Raw genomic sequence first — 25656 nt, 5'->3', positions numbered from 1 at the left:
GTTTCATAAGTTGATTAATGATTTATATAATTATTCGATTCTTAGTGCGTCAACAGGTTTCATTTTAGTAGCTCGATTGGCAGGAATTAATCCTGCAAGTAATCCAGATACAATTAATATGATTAGAGCTACAAAAACAACTTGCATACTCACACTTGGATTGGCAAAATTTTCCACAGGTCCGGCATTATCCAATATTGCATTAAGTCCCCAAATTACTAAGGCTGCAAATGACACACCAACCATTCCTGATAAGATAGTTAATACTAAACTTTCGTGTAATATCTGACCTTTAATCATCCAAGGTGTTGCACCTAGCGCTCTACGAACTCCAATTTCTTTAGTACGTTCTTTTACAACGATGAGCATGATATTATTAATTCCAATAATTCCTGAAGCTAAAACTAAAATTCCAACGAAGTATCCAACTATGGTTAATATAGAAAACAAGCCACTTATACGTGCAAATTGCTCGGACAAATCAAAATGCCCAATCGCACGATCATCTTCTGGATGCACTTTATGCCTGGATTTCATTAAATCAAAAATTTGTGCTTTAACTGAAGTTATCGGAACACCATCAACAGCTGTTATGGCCATCCATCCAACATTCTCACCTCGATTAAAAGCCTGACCAAATGTTGTAAACGGAATATATATTGTACTGGCCTCTTGCTCACCATCTCCTTGACTGTTACTCATTTTGAATGTGCCAACCACTAAAAAATTGACGCCATTTATTTTGATATAAGTACCGAGAACATCTTCATTTTTATCATAAAGCCCTTTGACAACTCCAGTGCCTACAACACATATCTTACGTTTGGCTTCAATATCGGAGTAGCTTATAAAACGACCTTGAAGAATATCCATAGGTTGTTGTTTGATATATTCGGGATAATCGCCATAAATTTCGAAAGCTCCGGTTTTAGTCCCTCTAATCACATTATTAGCACCTCTAAATCCGCCTAATTGATTTCTAGGTGACACATATTTTAAATTTGGAACTTGAGATTTAATTGCGGCAACATCATCAATTTTGTAGTTAAAATAACGTCCTTTAGGTAACCCTTTATAAGGTTTTGAAGTACCTTGGGTCCACATAAACATTGAATTAGTAGCAAAATCACCAAAATCTTTAAGCACTCCATTTTTTAAACCATTGGTCAGCGCTAATAGAACCACCAAAATAAAGATACCCCAAGCGACACCAAATGCCGTTAAAAAGGTTCTAACCTTATTGGCATTTAAAGCTTCTAATATTTCGTCCCAACGGTCTCTACTAAACATACTATTCGTCTCTTAATGCTACAATAGGTTTAATTTTTGCTGCACGATAAGCTGGTATAAACCCAGCTAATGTTCCGGCAAAAACAAGTATAAAAACAGCGCTCAATGCAATGTTAAAATCAACTTGTGGATATTTTATAAAATCACTTTCAATTTGAGGACCAACGACTTCTAATAGACCAAGTCCAAATATCAAACCAAACAAGCCTGCAAACATGGTTACAAATATCGCTTCCTGAAGTATCATCCCGATAATAGACATAGGTAATGCTCCTAGAGCTTTTCGTATACCAATTTCCTTCGTACGTTCTTTTACAATAATCAACATAATGTTTCCTACGCCAACAACTCCAGCTACAATTGTAAAAATTCCAACAAACCAGAATACATATCTAATCATATCAATTAATCCGTAGATTTGTTTGGCCTCTTCAAGAGTATTGAATACTCTAATCGCACTAGTATCATCTGGTGATACAGTATGCATTAATTTAAGATCACTTTCAACAGCATTAGACATATTTTGAGATAAGGCTACGGCTTCGTCAAAATTGTCAGACATTTTTACGGTAAACAAAATGTTTCTAATATTATCTCCAGCATTAAATACCTTTTGAGATGTTGTTAGAGGAATGTAAGCTTGTTGTTCTTCACGTTCACCTCCTGGATCTACAAAAACACCTATGACTTTAAAATTCACTCCAAAAATGGATATGTTTTTATCAATAGGATCTTCGTCTTTAAACAGGTCCTGTTTTAGTCGACGTCCAATTACAGCAACTTTACGGTTGTCATTTAAATCTGACTGATTTACAAAACGCCCATATTCCATATCAGCATTTTCTATAAATTGATGATCTGGCATGGCACCTCTTACCCGATAATTTCCAGTTTCATTTTGGTAAGAAATTTCAGCGCCCCAAATGGAATACAATGAAGTTTCATATTCGATATTGTCTTCATATTTTTGAGAGATTCTATCAAAATTTTCATTTTTCATTTGGATATAACGTCCTGGATTTAAGCCTTTATATTCTTTGGTGGTTACACCTGTCCAAACCGTTATTAAATTGGTAGCATCTTGTTCAAACTGTGATTTCACGCCGTTTTCGATGCCTTTACTAAATCCAAGAAGTATGACTAATATAAATATCCCAGAAGCTACAGAGAGTCCTGTTAAAAACGTTCGCAATTTGTTTTTGCTCAACGTTTCGAATATTTCTTGCCAACGTTCTATATCAAACATGCTGCGATGCTCTTATTTGTTCTACTTTGCTATCGTCTATAATTAATCCATCTTTAAGATTAACTATACGTTTAGTCATTTGCGCAATATCGTGTTCGTGAGTTACCACTAAAATGGTTTTACCTTCATCATTTATACCTTGAATAAGCTCCATAACTTCATATGAGGTTTTGGTATCTAATGCTCCTGTTGGTTCATCTGCTAATAACACTTTAGGGTCGCTGGCCAATGCTCTTGCGATAGCGACACGTTGTTTTTGACCACCAGATAATTCGCTTGGTAAATGATGTGACCAGTCGCCAAGTCCAACTTTCTCTAAATAGTGCATGGCTCTTTCGGTACGTTCTTTTCGCTTAATACCTTTATAATACAGTGGCATAGAGACGTTGTCTAATGCACTTTTATAATTAATAAGATTAAAGGATTGAAAAATGAATCCGAGAAACTCATTTCTATATTTAGCAGCGATTTTTTCGTTTAATTTTTTAATTGGAACATCATCAAGAATGTACTGGCCTTCGTCTGCTTCATCTAACATACCTAAAATATTAAGCAAGGTAGATTTCCCTGAACCTGACGAGCCCATAATAGAGACAAGTTCTCCTTCTTTAACATCAAAATTTATACCTTTTAAAACGTGAAGCGAATTGCTTCCCATATGGTAAGATTTATGCAAATCCTTGATTTGAATCATAATACGGATGGTTAATTCTTACAAACTTAAGTAAATACTGAAATGATTTATGCTAAGTATATGTTAAGAATTGATTTTTGATTGATATTTATAAGACGAAGAAATGCAGAAAATGTTACAGTAATTGATGTATTTTATTCGGTTTTTTTAACTCTAAAAAATTTCCAGTAGATTAAAAACCCTATTCCTGCCACTAAAACATAAGGAATTGCCATTAAATACACGATACCATCATTAATTCCTTCGGCAGTAGTTTGTCCTTCTTCACTTTCTAAAACAGCTCTACACATAGCGCACTGAGCACTCGTTTTTAAAGAAACAAGTAATGCCAATACAACTATGACTATTTTAAATTTCATATCAATGTATGTAATATGGTGAAATCATTATATAAACAATAACTCCAGTTATAGCTACATATAACCAAAGCGGAAAGGTAATTCTCGCTATTTTTTTATGGCGTTCAAAGTTGTTTGTAATTGCTCTAACATAGGTAATTAGTACAAAAGGAATAATTACGATTGAAAGTAATATATGCGTCAACAGCACAAAATAATACACGTATTTGATAGCCCCTTCGCCTCCAAATTTTGTAGAATCACTTGTCATATGGTACGCAACATACATGGCTAAAAAAGCAACAGACAATGTAATCGCAAATTTCATTAAGTTTTCATGAAGCTTTTGCTTTCTTTGTTTAATTGCCCATAATGCGATAGCCAACACTAATGCTGTAATAGCATTGATTGTTGCATAAATTGGAGGCAAAAATGATAGCGGTTCAACATTAGGTATTTTAACTGTAAATAAAACAGCAACAACAACAGGAATAGCAATGGAAAGTATTACGATCCATTTATTATATTTTTTTTCTTCTGATGGATTTTCAATAGAACTCATTATAACTTAATCTTCTTTTAATAATTTAGCGATATCTTCTTTTAGCATACTTATTTCTTCGGTTTCACCGTCTTCATCTACTTGTTCTTCTTCACTGATAATGCCTTTGTAGAATATTTTAGGATTTCCGAAGTTATCTTTTCTCGAACGCATAAATCCGTTTTTATCAATAAGTGCAAAATTTCCAGAATGCTCAAAACCACCTTCTACTTCAGGATTTTCTCCTGCATAGATATTGAAACCGATATTAGCTAAGGCATAGATGGCTTCCTGATCTCCAGTCATTAAATGCCAATTCGAGTTTGTAATTCCGTAGTTATCTGCGTACGTTTTTAACACCTCTTTGGTATCATAATCCGGATTGATGGTAAACGACGCTACACCAAAGTCTTCAAAGTCTGAAAATGTATTTTGTATCTGCACTAAATTCCTATTCATTCTAGGGCAAATTGTCGGGCACGTTGTAAAGAAAAACTCCACGACATATACTTTTCCTTCATAATCTTTATTAGTGATGGTTTTTCCGTCTTGATTTACAAATGAAAAAGGCGGCACTTTTTTAGGCGCTCCATTAATCTCTAAGAACATTAAATCGGATACATAACCTTCTGCATCTGTCGATACATTTTTTGATCGACTTTCGCTTCTTGTAATGTCATCTCCTTTAATTCTATCGACAATTTTTGGAATAAAAATAATTCCGAAAACAAGAAGAATAAAAGCAATTCCTATATAAGAGTAGTTTGTTTTTTTGGTACTCATCATTTATAATTTAGAGTTCGTTGGTATTCAAATCTTCTGCACGACGTGATGAGGAATCAAACTTACCTTTACGTTTTTGTCGATACTCGGTAAATAAAATTCTGAGATCATCACTCATTTTATTTTTTATTTCAGCAACCTCAATACAATCATAAGAATAGAGTGGAAAAATTGCCTTCTGTGTTTCCTTTTCATTATCTTCTCTATCATCTAATCGTCCACGTTGTTTAATATCCTTATCCACTATAAAAACATGGTCGGTAAATAGATTATCATCCAGCGCTTCTTCAGTTTTTAAACTATTAAATAATGATTTGATATCATTAGGTTCACCAAACACATAGTGCCAAAACCGCATATCGTCATAATTGTTAATTTCCTTTTGTAGTTGTGCTGCTTCATGTTCTGACCCTTTAGGTAATACAATAACAATTTGAAATTTTTTAAACCCTTTGAATTTATCATAGACCAACTCTTTAAGGTTTGAAGCAGCAATAGCATTATCGACTGGCTCATTTCCTAAGAACCCTAAAATGGTGATATGGTCCTGAAGCTGAATTGGCACTTCGGAATCTGACACAAACAACTGTAACTCGTTAACTTCATTGTCAACAATTTCCAGCGGATTATAATTATGTGTTGAAGGATATAAAAATAACAGAAAGATAACAGGTAGAAAGAATAAAACACCTAGAACAAGGGCAGTTTTTAGTGGCATTTTACGCATAGAGAGTTGTGTTTGATTTCGTTTTGCAAAAATAAAAAAGACGGTTTAAAAAAACCGTCTTTTTGAATACTTTATGATAATAATGTCATGTTAAAAATCTCTTTTAACAAATCCATTAGTGTAAACACTTTCAATATAACCTCCCTCTTGAAGTAAGATGAAGATTAAGTAGCATATTAAAAACACTGCAGTCCAAACAACCATACGTCTTAATGCCTTGGTTTCATCTCTCATGTGCATGAAATCCCAGGTGATATAATATGCTTTAACAATAGTAAGTATAATGAAAATCCAGTTTAAAAGTTTCATCCCTATGAACTTTGCCATTAAACTTTCAGGTTTATAAATACCTAAAATAACTTCTATTGCTGTAACGATAGTTAAGAATATTAATACACCCCAAATTTTTTGAGTGTTTGACTTAAACTTAACTGTTCCTCTAAATATTGCTAATTTATGTTCGTGTGCCATGATTTTGCTATAATATAAAATTTAAACTAGGTAGAAGAATGTAAATACAAATACCCAAACTAAATCGACAAAGTGCCAATACAATCCAACTTTTTCAACCATTTCATAACTTCCTCTTCGCTCGTAAGTTCCAAGAATAACATTAAAGAAAATAATGATATTGATGACGACTCCTGAGAATACGTGGAAACCGTGGAATCCTGTAATAAAGAAAAAGAAATCAGCAAATAAAGATGTACCATATTCATTGACATGAAGATTAGCACCTTCTACAACTAATTTACCGTTGTTTTTAAGTTGTTGTAATGACTCTTCTCTGGTTAAAACCGTTTTATGACCTTCAGCATTAATCTCTTGCGTTCTGATTAATACATTAGGATTAGCGACTAAACCATTATAAACCTCATCTACTGTATAGGCTGGCAAAGTCCCTTCATCTACAAACCAAAGTCCGTTTTTACGTTCATGCTGAACACGTTCACCATGAGCATCGATTGCAATATCTCCTATGGCAACACGATGACCTTCGTTATCAACTAACTGAAGAATATTTCCACCTTTAGTTTGTACAGCTCCGTAATCACCTTTAATGAATGTTCCCCATTCCCAGGCTTGAGAACCTACGAATATCAAACCACCAATAATGGTTAAAAACATGTACCAGATGACTTTGTTTTTTTTCATGTGATGACCTGCATCAACGGCTAATACCATTGTTACAGACGACATGATTAAGATAAACGTCATGAAAGCCACATAAATCATAGGATAGTTTCCGTGGAAAAACGGAACGTGTGTAAACACTTCATCTGCTATTGGCCAAGAACCAATAAATTTAAATCTTGAAAATCCGTACGCTGCTAAAAATCCAGAAAAAGTTAAGGCATCAGATACGATAAAAAACCACATCATCATTTTACCATAACTCGCTTTTAGTGGCTCATTTCCGCCACCCCAAGTTTTGCCTTCTGTTCCAGTATTTGCTACTGTAGTATCCATATAAAGCATTTAGTTGTTAAAAGTTGCACAAAAATAATCATTTTATCTATCTAAAAAAACATTGGTTTCTAAAAATTGAAAACATAGGTCAATACTAGACTCCATAGCTTGTTTTAGTCTTTAAAAATGAACTAAAAATTAAACCAAATAAGACAAAAATAAAAAGAGGAATATCCACAGTATATCTATAAAATGCCAAAAGGTGGCAGAGAGTTCCATACCGAGTAGTTCTGTAGCTGAATATTTTTGTTTAAAATGATTATAAATTACGACCAGTAAGGATATAAGACCAGCAACAACATGCAAAATATGCACTGCTGCTATGACATAGAGGAAACTCATTGTGACATTAGAGGATTCTCCAGTGAAATAATATCCCGAATCTACGATTTGCTGAAAGCCATAAAACTGACTTACAATAAATGCTATCCCTAGACCAAAAGTAAGTAGAAGCATGCTTGTTGTTAAGCTTCTGTTTTTGTTTTGCAGAGCACGTTTAGCTAAAATAAAGGTGATACTACTACAAATAATGATGATACAACTGATTAAAAATGCATTTGGCATTGCAAAATCATGCATCCAATCGATACGTTTTTTACTCACTAATACAGCACTTGTTAAACCTGCAAACGACATGATTAGTGATCCAATCCCAAACCAAAGCATCATCCGTTTGGCTCTGTCATTTTTTTCTTTAATCGTTCCTTCTGTTAAATCCATTATCTTATAAATTTATCTACAACGTATACAATTTGCAATAGTGTGATATATGATACGCTAGACAGCATTAACTGTTTTGCTGCTTTAGCGGTTCGTTTTTTAAATAATTCGAAAGCGTAGTACAGCATTACCAATCCTAGTGCAAATACAATGATAGCAGCAACTATTGATAATTTTAAATCGCCTGTCACTCCAAATACTGGTACTATGGATATAAGTACGGTCCAAATGGTATACATGATGGTTTGCACTGCTGTGCCTTTATCGCGCTTTCGCGTAGGCAGCATGTAGAAACCGCCTTTTTCATAGTCATCGTACAAAAACCAGCCAATCGCCCAAAAATGTGGAAATTGCCAGAAAAATTGTAAAGCAAATAAAGTCCCTGGCTCGATGCCAAAATCATTTCGTGCAGCAACCCAACCTAACATAAACGGAATGGCTCCAGGAATCGCTCCTACAAAAACGGCTAAAGGTGTTTTTGTTTTTAAAGGTGTGTAAACGCAGGTGTACAAAAAAATGGAAATCGCTCCGTACATGGCTGTACGTTCATTTATAATGTACAATACAGTAATTCCTAAAATGGTAAAAATAGTGGCTATGATAAATGCTGAACGCACACTCATTCGACCTGCAGGAACAGGACGGTTTTTGGTACGATCCATTAAGGCATCCAAATCTTTTTCTATAATTTGGTTAAAGGCATTAGAAGCACCAACCATAAAATAACCACCAAATGCTAATAACACCAAGGTGTACAAATCTACTTCTATGGCTCCAAGCAAATATCCGGCAAGTGCTGAAAACACGACACTTACAGAAAGTCTGATTTTTGTAATTTCCTTGAAATCGGAAATAATAGAAGCGGGTTTAACCCTTGAATTTACAGTACTCAATACCAGTGATTTTATTGCGTCTGCAAAGATACTCTGAAAAATACTTTTGGGCAATTCTAAACTTAATTAAATCTGAATTGAGCTATTTACCATTTAACGATAGTAAATGAGTTGAAGTTGTATTTTTTCTTGTTTTGTAAAAAGGATTATAGTTTGGTTATGATATATGTCCGTATGGTATTCTTAAAATCAACTGTTATAGATTATTAATTTAGTCTTTTATTTATCCAGATATGATGTTAAGGGTCTCAAGTATTTATTAAATCCAAGTTCTTTTACAAATTTGTAAATTTCTTTCCGAGTATTTTTGCTAAAGCCTTTGGCTGGATAGAAGTAGTCATCAGAAATTTTTATCATTTTCAATTCGGTTGCTGGGATTTTTTCCGATGAAATTAAATAGTTACAATCCAAACAGATATCTATTGTTCCAATTATTTTTTCATTCTGATAGTAAATAACTGAAAAATGAGGGTCAAAACAAGACATAGTCGTATTTCCATAGGCTATTTCCGATGTCAAAATCTTTTCTAATTTTTCAATTTGCTTTTCACTGAGATGTAATGTCTTATTTATTTTTTCTTTTTCTTCTCTCAAACACCTTTCAATTAACAATCCTCCTTCTCCTTGATATTCGTAAGCAATAACCTTGTCATATTCTAATGTTTCAAATGGATTATTTTGTCCAATTGTCAAAAAAGGGATTACAAAAATAATATAGATTGAGAGGTTCTTCATTTCATTTAAATTATCGCCAACTACTTAGATTTTAATCACATCTTAAAAATCATTATACCAGTTAAATATATCGGTCCTTACACCAAGCGTAAACCATACCGTATTGGCATCTAATGCTGCGGCTGTATTAGCCTGCGGATTATAATTTCTAAAGGTCACATTACTAAACAATCGCAAATTAGTGACAGGATTAATAATATAACCACCTGCTAAGTCGGCTTGAAATACATTGGTCGAATTTCCTTGTCCGACAGTAATACCTGTATTGGCATTTCGATCCACTTCACTTCGGTAAATATTACTTCCGTAGTTGGCAAGATCATCGCCATCATTAAAATCGAAGCCACGCTTTCCGAAGATAAATTTAGCATCGGCAAACCAACGTTTATAGGTGTAGCGTCCAATCACAATAGCCTCGCTAAAGTTGGCTCCCCAAAGATGTGCCATAGGTTGATTGTTATGCGCATAATTGAGTACAATGGTATTATGCGAATAGGTATAAGGACGAACACGATTGTATTCTAATTGAAGTAAGAGATTGTCGACTTTGAATGCATCAAAATATTTGACACCCAGCTGATATCCATATTTATTCTTCCAGCTTTTTTCACCACCTGTAATGTCGTTTAAAGAAAATTCATCGAGAATAAATTGTCCGTAAAGATTGACCTTATTATTCCATTTGTATTTTGCTGAAGCTCCTAAAATGGCATTACCAGCATCTTGTCCTGTAGAAAACTCAATCGCTCTGTAAAAAATGACAGGATTTAAGTAATTAACATCAAAACCTCTGTCGTTATCGTTGGTCCAAAGTACCGATTCGAATAAACCAATATTTAATCGTTTAGACACATTCCAGCTCAAGTAATGGTTGGCCATATATTTGGTGAGGAAGGCTCCATCTTCGGTAACATCACGCCTCACATCACGTAGCCACATCCAGGTATTGGTATATTTTATTTTCCAGAATTTTGTGTTCAGTTTTAAAAATGGATACGGACTAGTTGCATCACTTTGTAAGAGTGATCGATATCCATCACCTATAAAGTTTTTACCATGTCCAAACTGAATATTGATAAACTTAGCAGGTGTATATGACAGATAACCTTCGGCAACAGGATAATCAAATCCATTGTCTTTAAATGTCTTAGCCAAACCTCTTCCTGGAACTATAGGTTCACCGCCTTCAGCCCGAATACGAAAGGCATATTCATTAAAATATTGTGCAAAACGCCCCTGACTTTCATATACAGACGCCGAAAAATTGAATTTTTTACCCAAGCCTCCCTGAATAAATATTCCTCTCGTATTATTGTATGTTGTACTGAAATCGGCTTCGGTGTCTGTACCTACTTGCAAATCGAATACAGGGTCTGCTGTAAACCAGTAGTCTTTACCTTGCACTTCAACCAAATGCTCGTTCCATAATTTTCTACTCCACCAGGCATCACTGCCTTTGATTAAGGCTTCTTTTTCTGCTTTAAAATCGTAATATGCCGAAACTTCATCATACATATAAGGTTTTGCTGCTGTATGACTATTGGTTCCTAAGCCATTCATTTGCTGGTCAAATCTGGCGTAATAGTTATGTGTAAATGGAATATTTAACTGACTGCTATACTCCAATTTTTGATAAGGTACAATGCTATCCTTGACTGCATCATATTCGTTACTTACATCGTCATTTAAATCGGTTGTAGTTTTAATATCTACAATAGTCGTATCGTCTTCTTTAATCTGAATTTCAGCAGGATTCACCAAAGGAATTTTAATCCCTAATGAGTATTGAAAAAATGTCGGTTTACCATTATAAGTTCCTGGAGTAATTTTTGGTAAATCTTCAAAAACACGCTTGGTTTCTTCTTTGAGTTCATCATAAACAGCATCGACATATAGCACTGAAATCTCTCCATCTTTGTCAACTTCAAACAATACTTTGACCTCACCATTATAACTGTCGTCATTTACAATTTGAGGTACTTTAAAGGTATTGAAAATGTGTGCGTTTAACTTAGAATTGAAACAGGCTTTTAAGGCTTCTATCGGTTGAGATTCGCACTCAGGAAAGATAGGTGACTTTTCAAAATTTGAAGTCTCTTGAGCCATGACAAAGGACAAAGAGCATAAAAACACCAATAAGAAATAATTCTTCATACAGCAGTTGCAACATTAGTTGCCGAAAGATACTTTTTTTTTTCAAAATGAACTGATAAAAAAAGAGACGGTCTACAATAGGTATTGTAGACCGTCTCATGAATTCGAATTAAAATGTAGTGTTATTGATTCACATTAAATACAATTGGTAAATTATAAATTACAGATACTGGTTTGTCACGTTGTAAACCAGGTGTCATTTTTGGTATTTTATTGGTGACACGCTCGGCTTCTTTTCCTAAGCTTGGATGTGGCGCTCTGGTTTTGATATCCGTGACTTGCCCGTTCTGATCAATTTTAAACTGAACAGTAATACGCTGTCTTCCATACAACCCTAATTCTGAAGCTAAGTCGGTATCAAATTTTCTCTGTACCAACTTTGTGATTTTTTCATTTAAGCATTTGATACGATCTGCGTTTGTTTTCTTTTTTTCACATCCTGGATATACAGGTACAATTTCAACTTTGCTTAAGTCCAAAGGCTTATCAATAAACTCATCTGGCTTTTTAGGTTCTGTAAAATCTCCTAGATCTACTGGTTCTGCTTTAGATACTGGCTCTGTGATAAACTCAGGTGTAGTGTCATCCATCGCAGTATCATCATCTACAATTTTAGGATCTTTGTCTATAATAACCTGCTTCTTTTTTGTCACCTCAACTTTTTTAGGCGCATCAGGTTCAACGACATAATTAGGAGTGAAGAAAACGGTTTCATCGGGATCGACATAAACGATGTCGTCATCAAAAACAGTTGTTTCAAACCTCATCTCAAATATCGCATAAGTTGCGAGTAGACATAGAATAAGTCCGACTTGAAAATACAGCGATGAGTTTTTTTGTAAATTTGCATCGTGCTTGTGTGATTTTTGCATAACGTTGCTCTGACCAGCAATATCATGCGATTTTTTAAAATCTTTCATAATACTTAATTTATAATGTTAATATTATGATAAAATCACAATAAGCATACCAAAGTAAAAATCCCATCTAATTACTTAGATGGGATTTTGAATTTTTATGATATGCTTGTCTAAATCTAGTCTTGTACCTGGAATAAGATTGGTAAAGAGTAAGGTACATTTACAGGCTTACCTCTTTGCTTACCTGGCTTCATTTTAGGCAATAATCCAATAACACGTTTAGCCTCTTTTTCAAGACCTGGGTGTGGTGCTCTTGCTCTAATACCTACAATATTTCCAGTTTTGTCAATTTTAAAAATCACGTTGATACGTTGTCTTCCTGAAAGTCCTAAATCACCTGCTAAATCAGTATTAAACTTTCTGTTAACAAACTTGCTGATTTTATCAGACATACATTGTTTTTTTGCTTCATTTCCTTTTTCATTTTCACAACCTGGAAAAATCGGCACATTTTCAATGACATTAAATGGAACATCGATATCTTCCTCAACCTCTTCAACTTCGATTTCTTCAACCTCTACAATCTCTTCTTCTTGATCGGTTTCAGTTGATTCAATAACGGTTTCTTCGATTTCCTTCTCATCTTCCACGATTTCAATTTCCTCAGGCACTACTGGAGGTGGTGGAGGTGGTGGAGGTGGAATAATTTCTTGATTCGTGATTGGAATATCTTCCTCTTCCAAATCATCTAAATCTAATTGCCCAATGTCGATATTATCTTTTTCGTAAGACTTATAATTTATAGTCATGTACGTTAAAGCCAACATCAACACAAGACCTACAGCAAAATAGAGTGAACTATTTCTACTCACGTCTGCTTTTATACTTTTTTTAGGTTCCATGTGCTTAAAAGGTTTTTCGGAATGCTAAATTAACCAATTATTTGTTAAAAAAGCAAGCTATTAATTCATTTTAACTTTAGTTTTCATTAAATATCTCAATACTAATACTGCGAGTATTGCTCCCAGTGAATTTGCGATAGCATCATACACATCAAATGTTCGGTGTGTGGTCATTGTAAATTGTAAAACCTCAACAATTATGCCATATCCAATAGGAATGACTGCCGAAATGAGAAGACCTCTTTTGTAGTTTTTAGAATAACAATAATTAAATACAAGTAAGGCAAACACAAAATACGCTATTGCGTGGTAAATTTTATCATCAAAGGAAAATCCAAAACTAGGGATATCCTTTAGTCTTACTAAGCTTACCATTGTTAATATTATAGCGTATATTATAACAATAGGTAATGCCAGTGTTTTAAGCACCAAGAAGAGCTTTGTAATCATCGGCTGATAATAAGTTGTCAACCTCTGAGGCATCAGAAAATTTTATTTTAATCATCCAGCCTTCACCATAAGGGTCTGTATTTACTTTTTCTGGCTCATCTTCAAGATTTTCATTAAATTCTACAATCTCTCCAGATAAAGGTAAAAACAAATCTGAAACGGTTTTAACAGCCTCAACTGTTCCAAAAACCTCTTCAATGTCTAAAGTTTCATCTACTGTTTCAACTTCAACATAAACGATATCTCCAAGTTCGCCTTGTGCGAAATCTGTAATGCCTACTGTGGCAACATCACCTTCAATTTTAACCCACTCGTGGTCTTTGGTGTACTTTAAATCTGATGGTATATTCATCTTTTAAATTAAAAAATTATAGTATGCTACAAATGTAATTTTTTTAGGCTTTAATTACTAAGTTAATTTCCAAAATTGTATCGTAATGTAAATCCTGTTCTTACAGTGGTTTGCGGAAAAGCAGTTGATATTTCATATTCTGAAAATGTATAATCAAAATAGAAAATTGCTGTTAGGTTTTTCGTAAACGCATAATCGGCTGTATATTTTAATCCCCAAATGGTTTGACCTTGAGTGATTTGATTATTATCAATGTCTAAGTATCTAATAATCGTTTTATTGTTTCTCACTGAAACATCAGCTTTCATGTTTAAATCACTTTTAATCACTTGCTTTGGGCCAGCTAATTTAGAACGAATACGTAAATCTTTGATACGGTATCCTAGACCTAAAATGTATTCTTTTCCTTGAATTTCAGTGAGTAAATTGTTATCAAAACTTAGTGATAAGATTCGGTCTTTTTTCATTTCAGCCAAAATCTTAACTGAATTCTTCATTTCAAAATCTAATCTAAATAAAGGACTAAACTGTTCCTCTAAGTTGATATTACTAAATACAGTTCGGTTTTTAAAGTTCCCCGATTGATCTAACACATCTGGGTTTTGACTTTCGTAAGCAACACCTTGCTGTATTAAATCTGTATTTAAATCTAAATTAGTTCTAAACTGATTAATTGTATAACTAGAACGGTAGCCATGAGTGATAGAAAAACGCTTAAAGTTCTTTTTAAACCACTTCATTTTCATGAAACCTGTATATTTTAACTGCCAGTTAGGGATTGGAATATCTCTAAAAGCAGACAAGCTAATTTTATCTGCACTAGAACCTTTGTAGGCTGCTAAAAAGGCTGGTAATAATACGGCTTGATTATTTTTACCAAAACCTAACGGGTAGCCTTCTCCATCAACAGCAAAGTTGTCATTACCATAAAAGTTTCTCGCTAATCGTCGAGCAACTATCAATCGGTTGGCTCTAAAGTCTTCAAAAGGAGCAGACTGTGTCTCGTCACTTTTACTAAATGCTGTTTTGATTAACGACGTTGAAATATTAAAGTTTCCGAAGGCATTAGTAATAAGCGCGTTGTAGGTGTCACTAAATCCGTCACCATCAGTATCTGTGGTATTAAAATTTTGCGTCATATTTTCTGAATACACACGACCACCTGTTAAATCTATATTTAAATCTTTTATAAGCTCTACATCTGCTGACAGATCGAGCACACGGTTAGTAGTTTCGCTGTATTGCTGATTAAAATCCGGATACACCGTTAACCATCCATTTCTTGCAACCAAGTCTCTAATATCAGCCTGACTTCCAAAAGTATACCCTAATGTAGGTCGTAATGTACCTATAAAGCCTGGAGTTCTTAAGTAACCTGGTAAAAAGGTTCCATTATTTTCAGTATAGTTAATTTGAACTCTTTTTACGGCTGTAAGCACATCTATCAATCCGTTTAAAGCCTTAGAAGTTCCGCCTTTTTTAGCTTGTGCTTCACCTGGTTTTGTTGCCGCATTTGGCTGTCCGCCTTTGGTCAATCCGCCTGGAGTTGCCGATCTCGATCGCGATGCTCCAGCTTTTCTTTTGTTTAAACCAATGTATCGGTATAAGGTTTCAAGATTAAACGTCGAATTGATATTATGCGTATTAGCGTTTTGAATGGAGTTACCCAAATTATACCTGGTGAACGTCCCATCTTCATTTTCAATCGGTAAATTGGTATTTAAATCTGAACCTTTTTGCCATTGGAAATCTCCTGTATAAGAATATGTCGCTCGTAAGAAACTTAACGTAGGAATCTTATATAACGGAATTTCATAATTTAACTGCAGTTGTTGATTTTGAATATTAGGATCCCCTAAATCAAAGAAGCCATCCCAGACATCAAGTTCGGGATCTTGCCTACCGTTAATAACATCGTTGACGAAATAATTACGAACAATATTTGTGTTGGCCGCATTGAAGTTTAAACTCAATGCTTTAGTCAGGTTAAAATTAAGTGTATACTGAGTATTGAAATTGTAATTTCTTCGGAATAATTCTTCTAAACCAATATTATCACCTGTTAAATCAACCTCTCTGAATTTTTGTTTGTTAAACTGACGTATAATATCAGACGTTGCCGAAAAACTAGTCGGTATCGGGTTAAAGTTAAAATCTTTTAAAATCTTCCAGTATTTTCCTGTAAACAGAGAATCGTTTTTCTTGAAAGGCTCTATATTGAGTGGTTCAAAACTATAATTATAATTCACTCCTGCTCTAACATTTTGACTTAACGAGTTTTCGATTTCAAAATCTCTATGTTCTTCTTTATTATAAGAATAGTTGAATGTTAAATTTTCAACATCATAAAAACGCGGTTTCTTATCGGTTGTTCTATTTTTTCTAACACCAATGAAGTTGATACTTTTTCGTTTGGTATAGTTTTCATTCACATTTAAAATTGAATCCCGATTAGTAGAGTTATCTAATTGCGTTTGTAATTTTATATCTCTATAAAACTCATCATATTCAGGAGTGATGATTTGTTCTCCAACAGCGTAGTTGAAAGGCAGCTGAATTCCCCATTTTTTTGGTAATAATTGTCCCAGGTTTAAATTCGTCACCACATCATATTGCTCAACATCTTCTCGACTACGCTCATTAGGTCGTTGTTCGACCGACCCAAAACCTATGGTACTTTTTCTTCCTGTAGCACTAACATTGGCAAAATCGGCGAAGTTTGCATCCATTGATGCTACTGCAGCCCATCCACCTTCATTGTCTAAATCGGCTAATCGCAATTCGTTAAACCAAATTTCTCCACAAGCATCCATTCCACTTTGACCTGAGTTTTTAACACCAACCATTAAAACTCTAACATCTCCAAAATTAGGATTACCAATAATTGCTAATCGTTGCTGACCAATGGTGTAAGGTGCAAATTCAGTAGTTTCCTGTAAATCACCATCTATAAGATCATAAAATGTAGGATCAACATTGGCTAGAGTTCCGTTAGCAATACCGAGAGATTTCATTTGCTCAAGCGCATCTAATTCAATATTAATTTCATTCACTTCTGGCCAGATACTTTCTGCAGAAGCCATTCCGGAGGACACTTGTAAAGGCACTTCAATTTGATAGTAGTTTTGAGTAAAGTCATTACCCATTCTAATAAAACCAACTAAATCACCATCATTAAGTGAGCCTGTTTCACCATCTTCAGCATGGATAAACATACGTAGTTTGTTGTACTGACGCATGTCTACATTTATATTTTTAAAGACACCTCTAGAATCCTGAGGCTCCAGATCACATACTTCAACCTGTAAAGACTGCTCGTTTTGTCTTATAATATTATTGTTATTATTTAATTGCTCTAAAACAACACCTGGAGGTAACACATAGTTTCCGTCATTTTCCTGAAGACCAACAACTCCAACACTAAACTCGGTGTTATCATTATCATTATTTGGTTCATCATCTAAAGTTAATCGGTAACGTCTCCAATCACTACGAACCAAATCTAAGGTTGCAAAACGCAAAACGGTAGTTTCTGTGAAATCTTCTAAGTATAAACGTGCAAACCGAACTGATCTGATATCAGAAATTCCACCAATAGCAGTTCTATTTGGTCCTTCACCAATAGGAACTCTAAACTGATACCATCGTACTGAAGCGGTTTGCCCATTAGGCAAGGTTACATCCCTTTGTTTAATATCATTAATTTGAGGGTTGTTTTCATTTAATGTCGCTTGATTGATTTCTATTTCATATTGAAAGTAGCTATCAATAGTATTCATTGTATTATCTCGGTTGATATCCTCAACATCTGGCTGAGGAGTAGAACCACGATTGGTATCTGTAAAAATATCTGGAGAGTTTCCTTCCTGACCATTATATTGTTTATAACGTTCAAAAATATTACCCGATGTATTTAAATAATACAGGTAATTATCTTTTGATGGATCTGGTCCAAAATCAGAACCATTAGGTATCAATGTTAATTCTTCATTATCGTCAAAACCATCATAACCAACATCTTGATTCGTACGATCGCCTCCTGTAGTAGAGAATGTATAAATTAGCGACTGATTTCTAGGTACAACTGTTTGATAAGCTGTTTGCGGTAATAATGTTGAAATATCACCATCCTCTGGCAATCCGTTTTCGTATTGTTTTTTACCATCTTTAAGTACATCTTCAGAGATATTACCAAGATTGACAAACAATTTTCCTGATAAACCACTGGCAGGAGGAGCATTTAAAAATGGATCTTGAAGCCAGAACTCTATATATTCAACATTAGCTTGTTCAAAATCTGTTGATGTAATTTGTCGTGTAATTCCTGCCCAACTCGTCGCTGGATCTAAATTATCATTGGCAGCAGCAGGATCAAAATTATAAGGTCCTCTTTCGGTTGGATAATACACTAAATCCAGAGTGTTAATTACTGTGCTTTGACCTTGAGCAATATCAATTTCTGGAAACACCTCATCAATAAAGACACGTCTTGTATATAAATCTGAAACATCATCGTCACTAATTTCTCCCGGACGCTGATTACTGTAAAAAATTGGATCAATAGTATACCAGTTTAAGAAGGCACGGTCGTAACCGTTTTGAATTCCAGGTGTATTCACAGGGTCGTCTTCATCAACACCATTTACGGTTCGAGGTCTACTCGACAAAAACCAGGCTTGCGGTGAAAGTAAATCGATTGCGCCTTGTGTTCCTTCAAAATCATCTACATAAGCAGTAGCTTCATTATTAAAGTCTGTGCCTTTAGGTGCTCCAGGTGCTAAATAAGCAAACTCACCTCTTACCGAAAGATTTGAAGGTGCATCGGTATCAATATTAGGTAACTTATTAACTAATCTGGTAAAGAACGGAACTTCAGTAGAATAATTTCCATTGAACCCAAATATGGTATTATTTATAGGTTCGGTATTATAATTCGCTTTTTGAGTAATTGGACGCTCATTTAAATTCAATAAGGTAGCACCCAAAACGAAGTTTTCATTAAATTGATGCTCAACATTCACACCTGTAAATCGCCTTGTTTGTTGTCCGAATACTGCATTATTTTCTACAGAAACATTAATAGGAATATTAGATGATTTTAATGCTTCATCAATAATATATACACGTCCGATTTGATAATTCACTGTATAATCCTGACCTTCAACTAAGGTTCGTCCACCAGCAGTTACAATAACAGATCCTCTAGGCACATTAAAGGCTCCTAAAGGAATACCGTCTCCACCAGAAGACTTATAACGTCCTTTAATTTGGAACTTATTTTTTTCAGCTTCATCTAAAGCTGCAGTTTTAGTTTGTTTATAGAGGATATCGTAAACGTACTTCTCCTGGTTTAAGTTGGTATAGGTTTCAGCTTCATAATCGGCATCATTGTTATTTGGGTTGCCATCATCATCTAAAATATCGAAGAGGTAGCGACCAAACGGCTCAGCTTTGGTAAATATAATTTTACCATTTTGAGTGAGTACTGTAAGTCCGGGAACAAAATCAAAAAATCCGTCACCACCAGCTTGCGGATCGTTATTGAAGTTTAATCGATCTAAATGAAATAGTCGAATTAATGGTGTATCCAGTATTTCGCCATCGTCGGTATTATCAAAAGGCGTGTTATTTTCAAAGATTGGAAATGTTGTTCCCTCGACAGGTGCAATATAATTTAAAGGCGACGCTTCGGTATAGAAGATATTAAGTCTGAAATCTTCCTGATCTAACTGAAATGCGCCAGTATCATAAATGTTTTTCATCATTAAATCCCAAATTGGCTGATTGACATCAGTAATAGGGCTCTTTAACATTTTAAGCACTAAACTTTGTGTAGAACCTTCAAAGACAACATAACCATCGTTGATTCCATCTGCGTTAACATCTGGACCATTATCAATAGTACCATCACCATCGGGATCAGAATCGGAAATATCATTGATACCATCGCCATCGGTATCAGTACCATTATCTGCAACACCATCACCATTAACATCCACATCGGCAACATTAGGAATGCCATCACCATCATCATCAGTATTTGTCGCAGTAGAATTTACACCATCATTGGCAAATTCACCAACCTGATAGACTTCGCCTCCAACAGTATACTGAAAAGCTACTGCTAAAATTTCGTCATTTAAAAGTCTTTGATTTAATGAAATATAACCTAATTGCTGTTGCAATTCGTAATCTCTTCCCTGCTCTAATTTTCTTGCGTTTTCTAATTTTCCAAAATCAAAACCTTCATTTGCAGGAGTTAATATTCCTTGTTCTGCAGTGGTAATATCTCTTACTGCAGGTGATAAAAAAGAGCCTCCATTACCTATATCAGTAGGATCAAAAGCATTGTTATCATTATCAGGAAATTGTGAAGCACCAGGACTTAAAAATCCAGCAGGAGGCACACCGCCATTTAAACCTATGGTTTGAAATTCACCTAAATCTTGAAGTGCAACAATATTTCTAACATTTTCAGTCTGGTTACTTCTATTGGTCACCCAAACTTCAATTCTGGTGATTTGAATATTATTATTTATAAACGGATAACGAAGCATTGCATCGTCATAATTATCTCTAAAATATTGTGCTAAAAAATAGTGTCTGTTTTCATCGTAATCTCTAGCAAAAAACTCAAATTCTTCAACAGTTCCACCACCTTGAGCAACTACGGACTGCGATTGAGACTGTTGTTCAGAAAAAATGGCAGTGACACGTGTTTTCCCAAATTGCAATTCGGTTTTCACACCAAATAGACTTTGAGCACCTGTAATTAAAGAACTATTAAGTGGCATACTCACGTTACCCACTTCTATTTTTCTAACGATATCATCTTCGGTAGGTGTGTATTCTAATTTTACTAAATTCTGAAAGTCAAATGTAGATTCGGTATCATAATTTGCAGTTACCTGTAGACGCGTTCCAACTTTTCCTAATAAACTTAAACTAATACGCTGATCAAAATCGAAGGTAAAATTACTTCGGTTTCTAGGTGAAAATGTTGGGTTATCTTGTTTTGTAAATAGTATACCTAAATCCATTTCAACCGAACCCTGAGGAATAACCTCAATCGTATTTCCTCCAAATATAGTTTCAAAAAAGCCTGAGTTGATATAAAATTCTGGAAGCAGATTTTTTTGTTCATCTTCAGTTCCTTCTTTTTGCCCAGCAGCTGCATCAATTTTTTGTTTGTAATACAAGCGTTGCTGTTCTTCTAAGACAAGTTTCTGATATTCGGCAGGCGTTAAAATAATTGGGTAATTGATATTAAAACTCCCTACTTTCTCAGTATAAATATATCGGTCTGTAATTGGATCGTAAGTATACTTTGAAACGATACTTTGCGGATTAGGAATATTTAATCTTCCAAGAGAAAACCCTGTTTTTGTAGAGTCTTGCTCTGTAGTTGGGTTGGTTTGAGAATAACCATAAGCGCTCATCAATACCAAAATAAGGATACAAAAAAGACGCTGATATAATTTTAATATAGTAGAGTTAGTTGTGATCAAATTTTATAAATTTTTTAGAGCTTCTTTTATAATAGTTTCTACACTTGCATCGGGTTGTTGAGATGCAATTTTATCCACTACACGTTCAGACTGCTTCTTAGCAAAACCTAAAACTTCTAAAGCTGATAACGCTTCATCTTTGTTGGTATTGTTTTTATTAACAGAAACTTCGTCAATATCGTAAACTTTTAGCACTTTGTCTTTTAAATCTAATATGACTCTAGCAGCTGTTTTGGCACCAATCCCTTTTATAGATTGAATTAAAGCGACATCGCCATGCGCTATACCTTCCTTAACCTGTTGCGGAGATAATGAAGATAACATAGTTCGTGCTGTATTTGCTCCTATTCCACTAACTGAGATCAAAAGTTTAAAAATTTCACGTTCGGCAATAGATGTAAACCCATACAAAGTATGAGAATCTTCGCGTACAATGAGATGTGAATACAGCTTAAGAGCTTCCTGATCGGGAATTTGAGAAAACGTATGTAATGATATATTTAAAAGATAACCAACACCATTGCAATCTATAACGACATCTGTAGGATTCTTTTCTACCAATTTACCTTGAATGTGTGTAATCATTTACTCGCTTCAGTTAAAAACTCAAATGTAATAAAATTATTTACATTTCAAAGGTGAATGCTAAGCTAAAACAGTAAGCTATAAGGCCGCTCTTTTCTCTTTTTGCTGCGCATCGATAACAGCAATAGCAGTCATGTTCACAATTTCATCAACGCTGGCGTCAAGCTGAAGGATATGTACAGGTTTTCGCATTCCCATCATTATAGGACCAATAGAGTCTGCTTTATTTAGTTCTTTCAGTAATTTATAAGTAATATTTGCCGATTCTAAATTCGGAAAAATGAGTGTATTCACTTTTCGTCCTGCTAATTTAGAAAACGGAAATATGTCTTGAAGCATTTCCTTATTAAGTGCAAAATCGGTTTGTAATTCACCATCAACAACCAGATTAGGATGTCTTTTATGAAGATACTCTACAGCCTCTCTTACTTTTATAGCCGTTTGATTTTTAGAAGACCCGAAGTTAGAATAAGAAATCATAGCCATTACAGGTTCCATTCCAAACATTTTCACAACACCTGCAGTCATTTGAGCAATTCGTGTTAAATCGCTAGCAGAAGGATTTATATTGATCGATGTATCACTTAAAAACATTGGTCCGCGTTGCGTCATCATCACATTAGTTGTGGCAACGCGAGTTGAACCAGGAGCCAATCCTATTAGTTCTAGCATAGGCTTAACAACAGAAGGATAACTTCTAGAATACCCAGAAATCAAGGCATCAGCATCACCTTCGTTTACCATCATAGCTGCATAATAATTACGCTCGCGTAGTACTTTTTCAGCAGAATATAAAGTGACTCCTTTACGCTTACGCTGTTGCCAGTACACTTTTGCATATTTGTTTTTACGTGCCTCTTCTTCATCAGATTTAGGATCAATAATTTCTAAATCTGCCTCAAACTCAATCTCTTCCATAAGATTTAAAATCTTATCTCTTCGTCCTAAAAGAATTGGAATAGCAATACCTTCATCATAAACAATCTGTGCTGCTTTTAACACATCTAAGTGATCGGCTTCAGCAAAAACGACACGTTTAGGATTAAGTTTTGCTCGATTTAGTAAGAGTCTTACAATTTTATTATCTGAGCCCAGACGCTCTAATAATTCGTCTCTATATTTATCCCAATCCTCAATAGGTTCTTGAGCTACACCACTTTCCATTGCAGCTTTTGCTACGGCAGGAGGTACTTCGGCAATTAATCTTGGATCGAACGGTTTTGGAATGATATAATCTCTACCAAAAGTAAGTCGTGTTTCTCCGTAAGCAATATTTACTTGCTCTGGCACAGGTTCTTTGGCTAGTTTTGCTAATGCTTTAACAGCAGCCATTTTCATGGCTTCATTAATTTTGGTCGCTCTAACATCTAATGCACCTCTAAAAATAAATGGAAACCCGAGTACATTATTGACTTGATTAGGATGATCACTTCGACCTGTTGCCATGATAATATCATCACGTGTATCGATAGCTAGTTGGTATTTTATTTCAGGGTCGGGATTTGCCATTGCAAATACGATTGGATTTTTAGCCATGACCTTTAGCATCTCAGGTGCAACTATATCGGCCATTGACAGACCTATAAAGACATCGACATCTTTCATGGCTTCATCTAAGGTATCTATTTTTCGATGTGTGGCAAACTCGGCTTTTTCGGTTGTCAAATTATCACGGTCATCTCTAATAACACCTTTACTATCTAACATGACCATATTTTCACGTTTAGCTCCACAAGCCTGATATAATCGTGAGCATGAAATGGCAGCTGCTCCAGCACCACTTATAACGATATTAACATCTTCAATGTTCTTTTCTGCAAGTTCTAAGGCATTTAATAAAGCTGCAGCAGATATAATTGCAGTACCATGTTGATCGTCATGCATGACTGGAATGTCCAGTTCTTCCTTTAATCGACGTTCAATTTCGAAAGCTTCAGGTGCTTTAATATCTTCAAGATTGATACCACCAAACGTTGGTGCTATTTTTTTAACCGTTTCAACAAATTCATCAATATTTTCAGTATCGACTTCAATATCGAATACATCTATATCGGCAAAGATTTTAAAGAGTAAGCCCTTCCCTTCCATAACGGGTTTTGAGGCTTCAGGGCCAATATTTCCCAAACCTAATACTGCAGTTCCGTTTGAAATTACGGCAACCAGATTTCCTTTGGCCGTATATTTATAGGCATTGTTCTTATCCTTTTCTATTTCGAGACAAGGTTCGGCAACTCCTGGTGAATAGGCTAAAGATAAATCTCTTTGAGTAGCATATTTTTTGGTGGGCACCACCTGGATTTTTCCTGGTGTTGGTTTTGCGTGATAAACTAAGGCTTCTCTGCGTTTACTTTGCTTGCTCATATACTTTTTGATGTGAATTAATCAATTTGGAATCACAGTCGTGACAAATCGAAATACAAATGTAAGTGTTTTATGAGAAAGCGCTATAGAAAAAAAACCAAGATATCATTCTTGGTTGTAAATTCTACATAAATAAATTACACTTCTAATATGGGTACATAAAGGATTCAATATCTTTAGCAGAAATATCAGGATTAGCCCCTTCATTTTGCGCCACTAATGCTCCAACAGCACATGCAATATCAATAGCCTTTTGTGGATTTTCATTTTTTAACAAGAAATTTATCAGTGTCGCTAAAAATGAATCACCAGCGCCTACTGTATCTTTTACATGAACTAAATAACCACTATTATAGTAAAGGGCTTCGTTATAAAGTAATACAGCTCCATATTTACCTTTAGTTACACATATATGTTTTGTATTGGTATGCTTTGAAATATAATTTAAATTCTGTTCAATTGAATTATATTTTGAGCCTAAATATTTACTAATTTCAAATAGCTCTTCATCATTGAACTTTATAAAATCTGCTTGATTCATCAATGCTATTAACAGCTGTTTACTATAATGTGGCGCTCTTAAATTAACATCAAAAACTTTATACTTAGCGATATCTAATAAGCTTATTAAAGTATGTTTTGAAACTAAGTTCCTGCCTATTAAACTTCCAAAAATAAAAACGTCAGAAGAAGCGACTAGAGCTTTATTAGCTTCTGTAATTTTAATATGATCCCAAGCTATTGGAAAAACAATGTCATAAGTTGCAGAACCTTTATTATCAAGTATTACATTGACTTGACCCGTATCAAAGTTTGAATCTACTTGTACGTTTTGAATATCTACCTCTTTTTCTTCTATAAATGCTAATAGAGATCTTCCTAAACTATCATTTCCAACTCTACTGATGATATGCACATCATTATCAAATGATGTTAATCTCAAAGCTACATTTAATGGCGCTCCACCAATTTTTCGATGTTTGGGGAAGATATCCCATAATATTTCTCCAAAACATGTGATTTTTAATGTTTTCATACCTCAAAAAT

General features: G+C 34.6%; 21 protein-coding genes. All 21 read right to left on the bottom strand.

The features are described 5' to 3' along the window. Window positions 1-30: 30 nt before the first annotated feature. The 21 genes from H7350_RS05815 to H7350_RS05715 all read right to left on the bottom strand — a co-directional run bounded on the left by H7350_RS05815 (window position 31) and on the right by H7350_RS05715 (window position 25645). Entirely contained in the window at window positions 31-1290 is a 1260-nt protein-coding gene (locus H7350_RS05815; RefSeq protein WP_204344910.1) for an ABC transporter permease, read from the bottom strand. Between the two features lies 1 nt (window position 1291). Continuing rightward, window positions 1292-2536 (bottom strand): ABC transporter permease, encoded by a 1245-nt coding sequence (locus tag H7350_RS05810; protein ID WP_204344909.1) that lies wholly within the window; start codon window positions 2534-2536, stop codon window positions 1292-1294. After that, window positions 2529-3230, bottom strand: a complete 702-nt coding sequence (locus H7350_RS05805; protein WP_204344908.1) for an ABC transporter ATP-binding protein — start codon at window positions 3228-3230, stop codon at window positions 2529-2531. The genes H7350_RS05810 and H7350_RS05805 overlap by 8 nt, the downstream gene beginning before the upstream one ends. A gap of 134 nt (window positions 3231-3364) precedes the next feature. Beyond that, window positions 3365-3589 carry a hypothetical protein gene (locus tag H7350_RS05800; protein ID WP_204344907.1) on the bottom strand — a complete coding sequence of 75 codons (225 nt, stop codon included), beginning with the start codon at window positions 3587-3589 and terminating at the stop codon, window positions 3365-3367. Window position 3590: 1 nt separating this feature from the next. Then, window positions 3591-4130: a DUF420 domain-containing protein gene (locus tag H7350_RS05795; RefSeq protein ID WP_204344906.1), complete on the bottom strand. Its 540-nt coding sequence runs from the start codon at window positions 4128-4130 to the stop codon at window positions 3591-3593. 6 nt (window positions 4131-4136) lie between these two features. Beyond that, the gene (locus tag H7350_RS05790; RefSeq protein ID WP_204344905.1) at window positions 4137-4892 is read right to left on the bottom strand and encodes an SCO family protein; all 756 of its coding nucleotides are present in this window, start codon (window positions 4890-4892) and stop codon (window positions 4137-4139) included. A gap of 10 nt (window positions 4893-4902) precedes the next feature. After that, on the bottom strand, window positions 4903-5619 hold the full coding sequence (locus tag H7350_RS05785; protein ID WP_204344904.1) for a hypothetical protein: 717 nt from the start codon (window positions 5617-5619) through the stop codon (window positions 4903-4905). Window positions 5620-5709: 90 nt separating this feature from the next. Then, on the bottom strand, window positions 5710-6090 hold the full coding sequence (locus H7350_RS05780) for a cytochrome C oxidase subunit IV family protein (RefSeq protein WP_204344903.1): 381 nt from the start codon (window positions 6088-6090) through the stop codon (window positions 5710-5712). 21 nt (window positions 6091-6111) lie between these two features. Beyond that, window positions 6112-7089 carry a cytochrome c oxidase subunit 3 gene (locus H7350_RS05775; RefSeq protein WP_204344902.1) on the bottom strand — a complete coding sequence of 326 codons (978 nt, stop codon included), beginning with the start codon at window positions 7087-7089 and terminating at the stop codon, window positions 6112-6114. Window positions 7090-7227: 138 nt separating this feature from the next. Then, on the bottom strand, window positions 7228-7809 hold the full coding sequence (locus tag H7350_RS05770) for a cytochrome c oxidase subunit 3 (RefSeq protein WP_204344901.1): 582 nt from the start codon (window positions 7807-7809) through the stop codon (window positions 7228-7230). Continuing rightward, window positions 7809-8702, bottom strand: coding sequence for a heme o synthase (gene cyoE, locus H7350_RS05765; RefSeq protein WP_204344900.1), 894 nt, complete (start codon window positions 8700-8702; stop codon window positions 7809-7811). Before cyoE ends, H7350_RS05770 begins: the two co-directional genes overlap by 1 nt. A gap of 219 nt (window positions 8703-8921) precedes the next feature. After that, a complete protein-coding gene (locus H7350_RS05760) occupies window positions 8922-9437 on the bottom strand; it encodes a hypothetical protein (RefSeq protein WP_204344899.1) in 516 nt (171 codons plus the stop codon). A gap of 42 nt (window positions 9438-9479) precedes the next feature. After that, window positions 9480-11591, bottom strand: a complete 2112-nt coding sequence (locus tag H7350_RS05755) for a gliding motility protein RemB (protein WP_204344898.1) — start codon at window positions 11589-11591, stop codon at window positions 9480-9482. 122 nt (window positions 11592-11713) lie between these two features. Further along, window positions 11714-12511: an energy transducer TonB gene (locus H7350_RS05750; RefSeq protein ID WP_204344897.1), complete on the bottom strand. Its 798-nt coding sequence runs from the start codon at window positions 12509-12511 to the stop codon at window positions 11714-11716. Window positions 12512-12627: 116 nt separating this feature from the next. Then, window positions 12628-13353 (bottom strand): energy transducer TonB, encoded by a 726-nt coding sequence (locus tag H7350_RS05745; protein WP_204344896.1) that lies wholly within the window; start codon window positions 13351-13353, stop codon window positions 12628-12630. 60 nt (window positions 13354-13413) lie between these two features. Further along, on the bottom strand, window positions 13414-13728 hold the full coding sequence (locus H7350_RS05740; protein ID WP_204344895.1) for a VanZ family protein: 315 nt from the start codon (window positions 13726-13728) through the stop codon (window positions 13414-13416). Window positions 13729-13774: 46 nt separating this feature from the next. After that, complete coding sequence (gcvH, locus tag H7350_RS05735) at window positions 13775-14155, bottom strand: glycine cleavage system protein GcvH (RefSeq protein WP_204344894.1); 381 nt, start codon at window positions 14153-14155, stop codon at window positions 13775-13777. A gap of 62 nt (window positions 14156-14217) precedes the next feature. Beyond that, entirely contained in the window at window positions 14218-21663 is a 7446-nt protein-coding gene (sov, locus tag H7350_RS05730; protein WP_420825360.1) for a T9SS outer membrane translocon Sov/SprA, read from the bottom strand. Window positions 21664-21666: 3 nt separating this feature from the next. Further along, window positions 21667-22248, bottom strand: coding sequence for a Holliday junction branch migration protein RuvA (gene ruvA, locus H7350_RS05725; protein ID WP_204344893.1), 582 nt, complete (start codon window positions 22246-22248; stop codon window positions 21667-21669). Between the two features lie 78 nt (window positions 22249-22326). Further along, on the bottom strand, window positions 22327-24609 hold the full coding sequence (locus H7350_RS05720) for an NADP-dependent malic enzyme (protein WP_204344892.1): 2283 nt from the start codon (window positions 24607-24609) through the stop codon (window positions 22327-22329). Window positions 24610-24754: 145 nt separating this feature from the next. Then, entirely contained in the window at window positions 24755-25645 is an 891-nt protein-coding gene (locus H7350_RS05715; RefSeq protein ID WP_204344891.1) for a carbohydrate kinase family protein, read from the bottom strand. Between the last annotated feature and the right edge of the window lie 11 nt (window positions 25646-25656).

This window comes from Psychroserpens algicola, from assembly GCF_014526325.1.
Lineage (GTDB): Bacteria > Bacteroidota > Bacteroidia > Flavobacteriales > Flavobacteriaceae > Psychroserpens > Psychroserpens algicola.
This window is presented reverse-complemented; position numbering and strand designations above follow the sequence as displayed.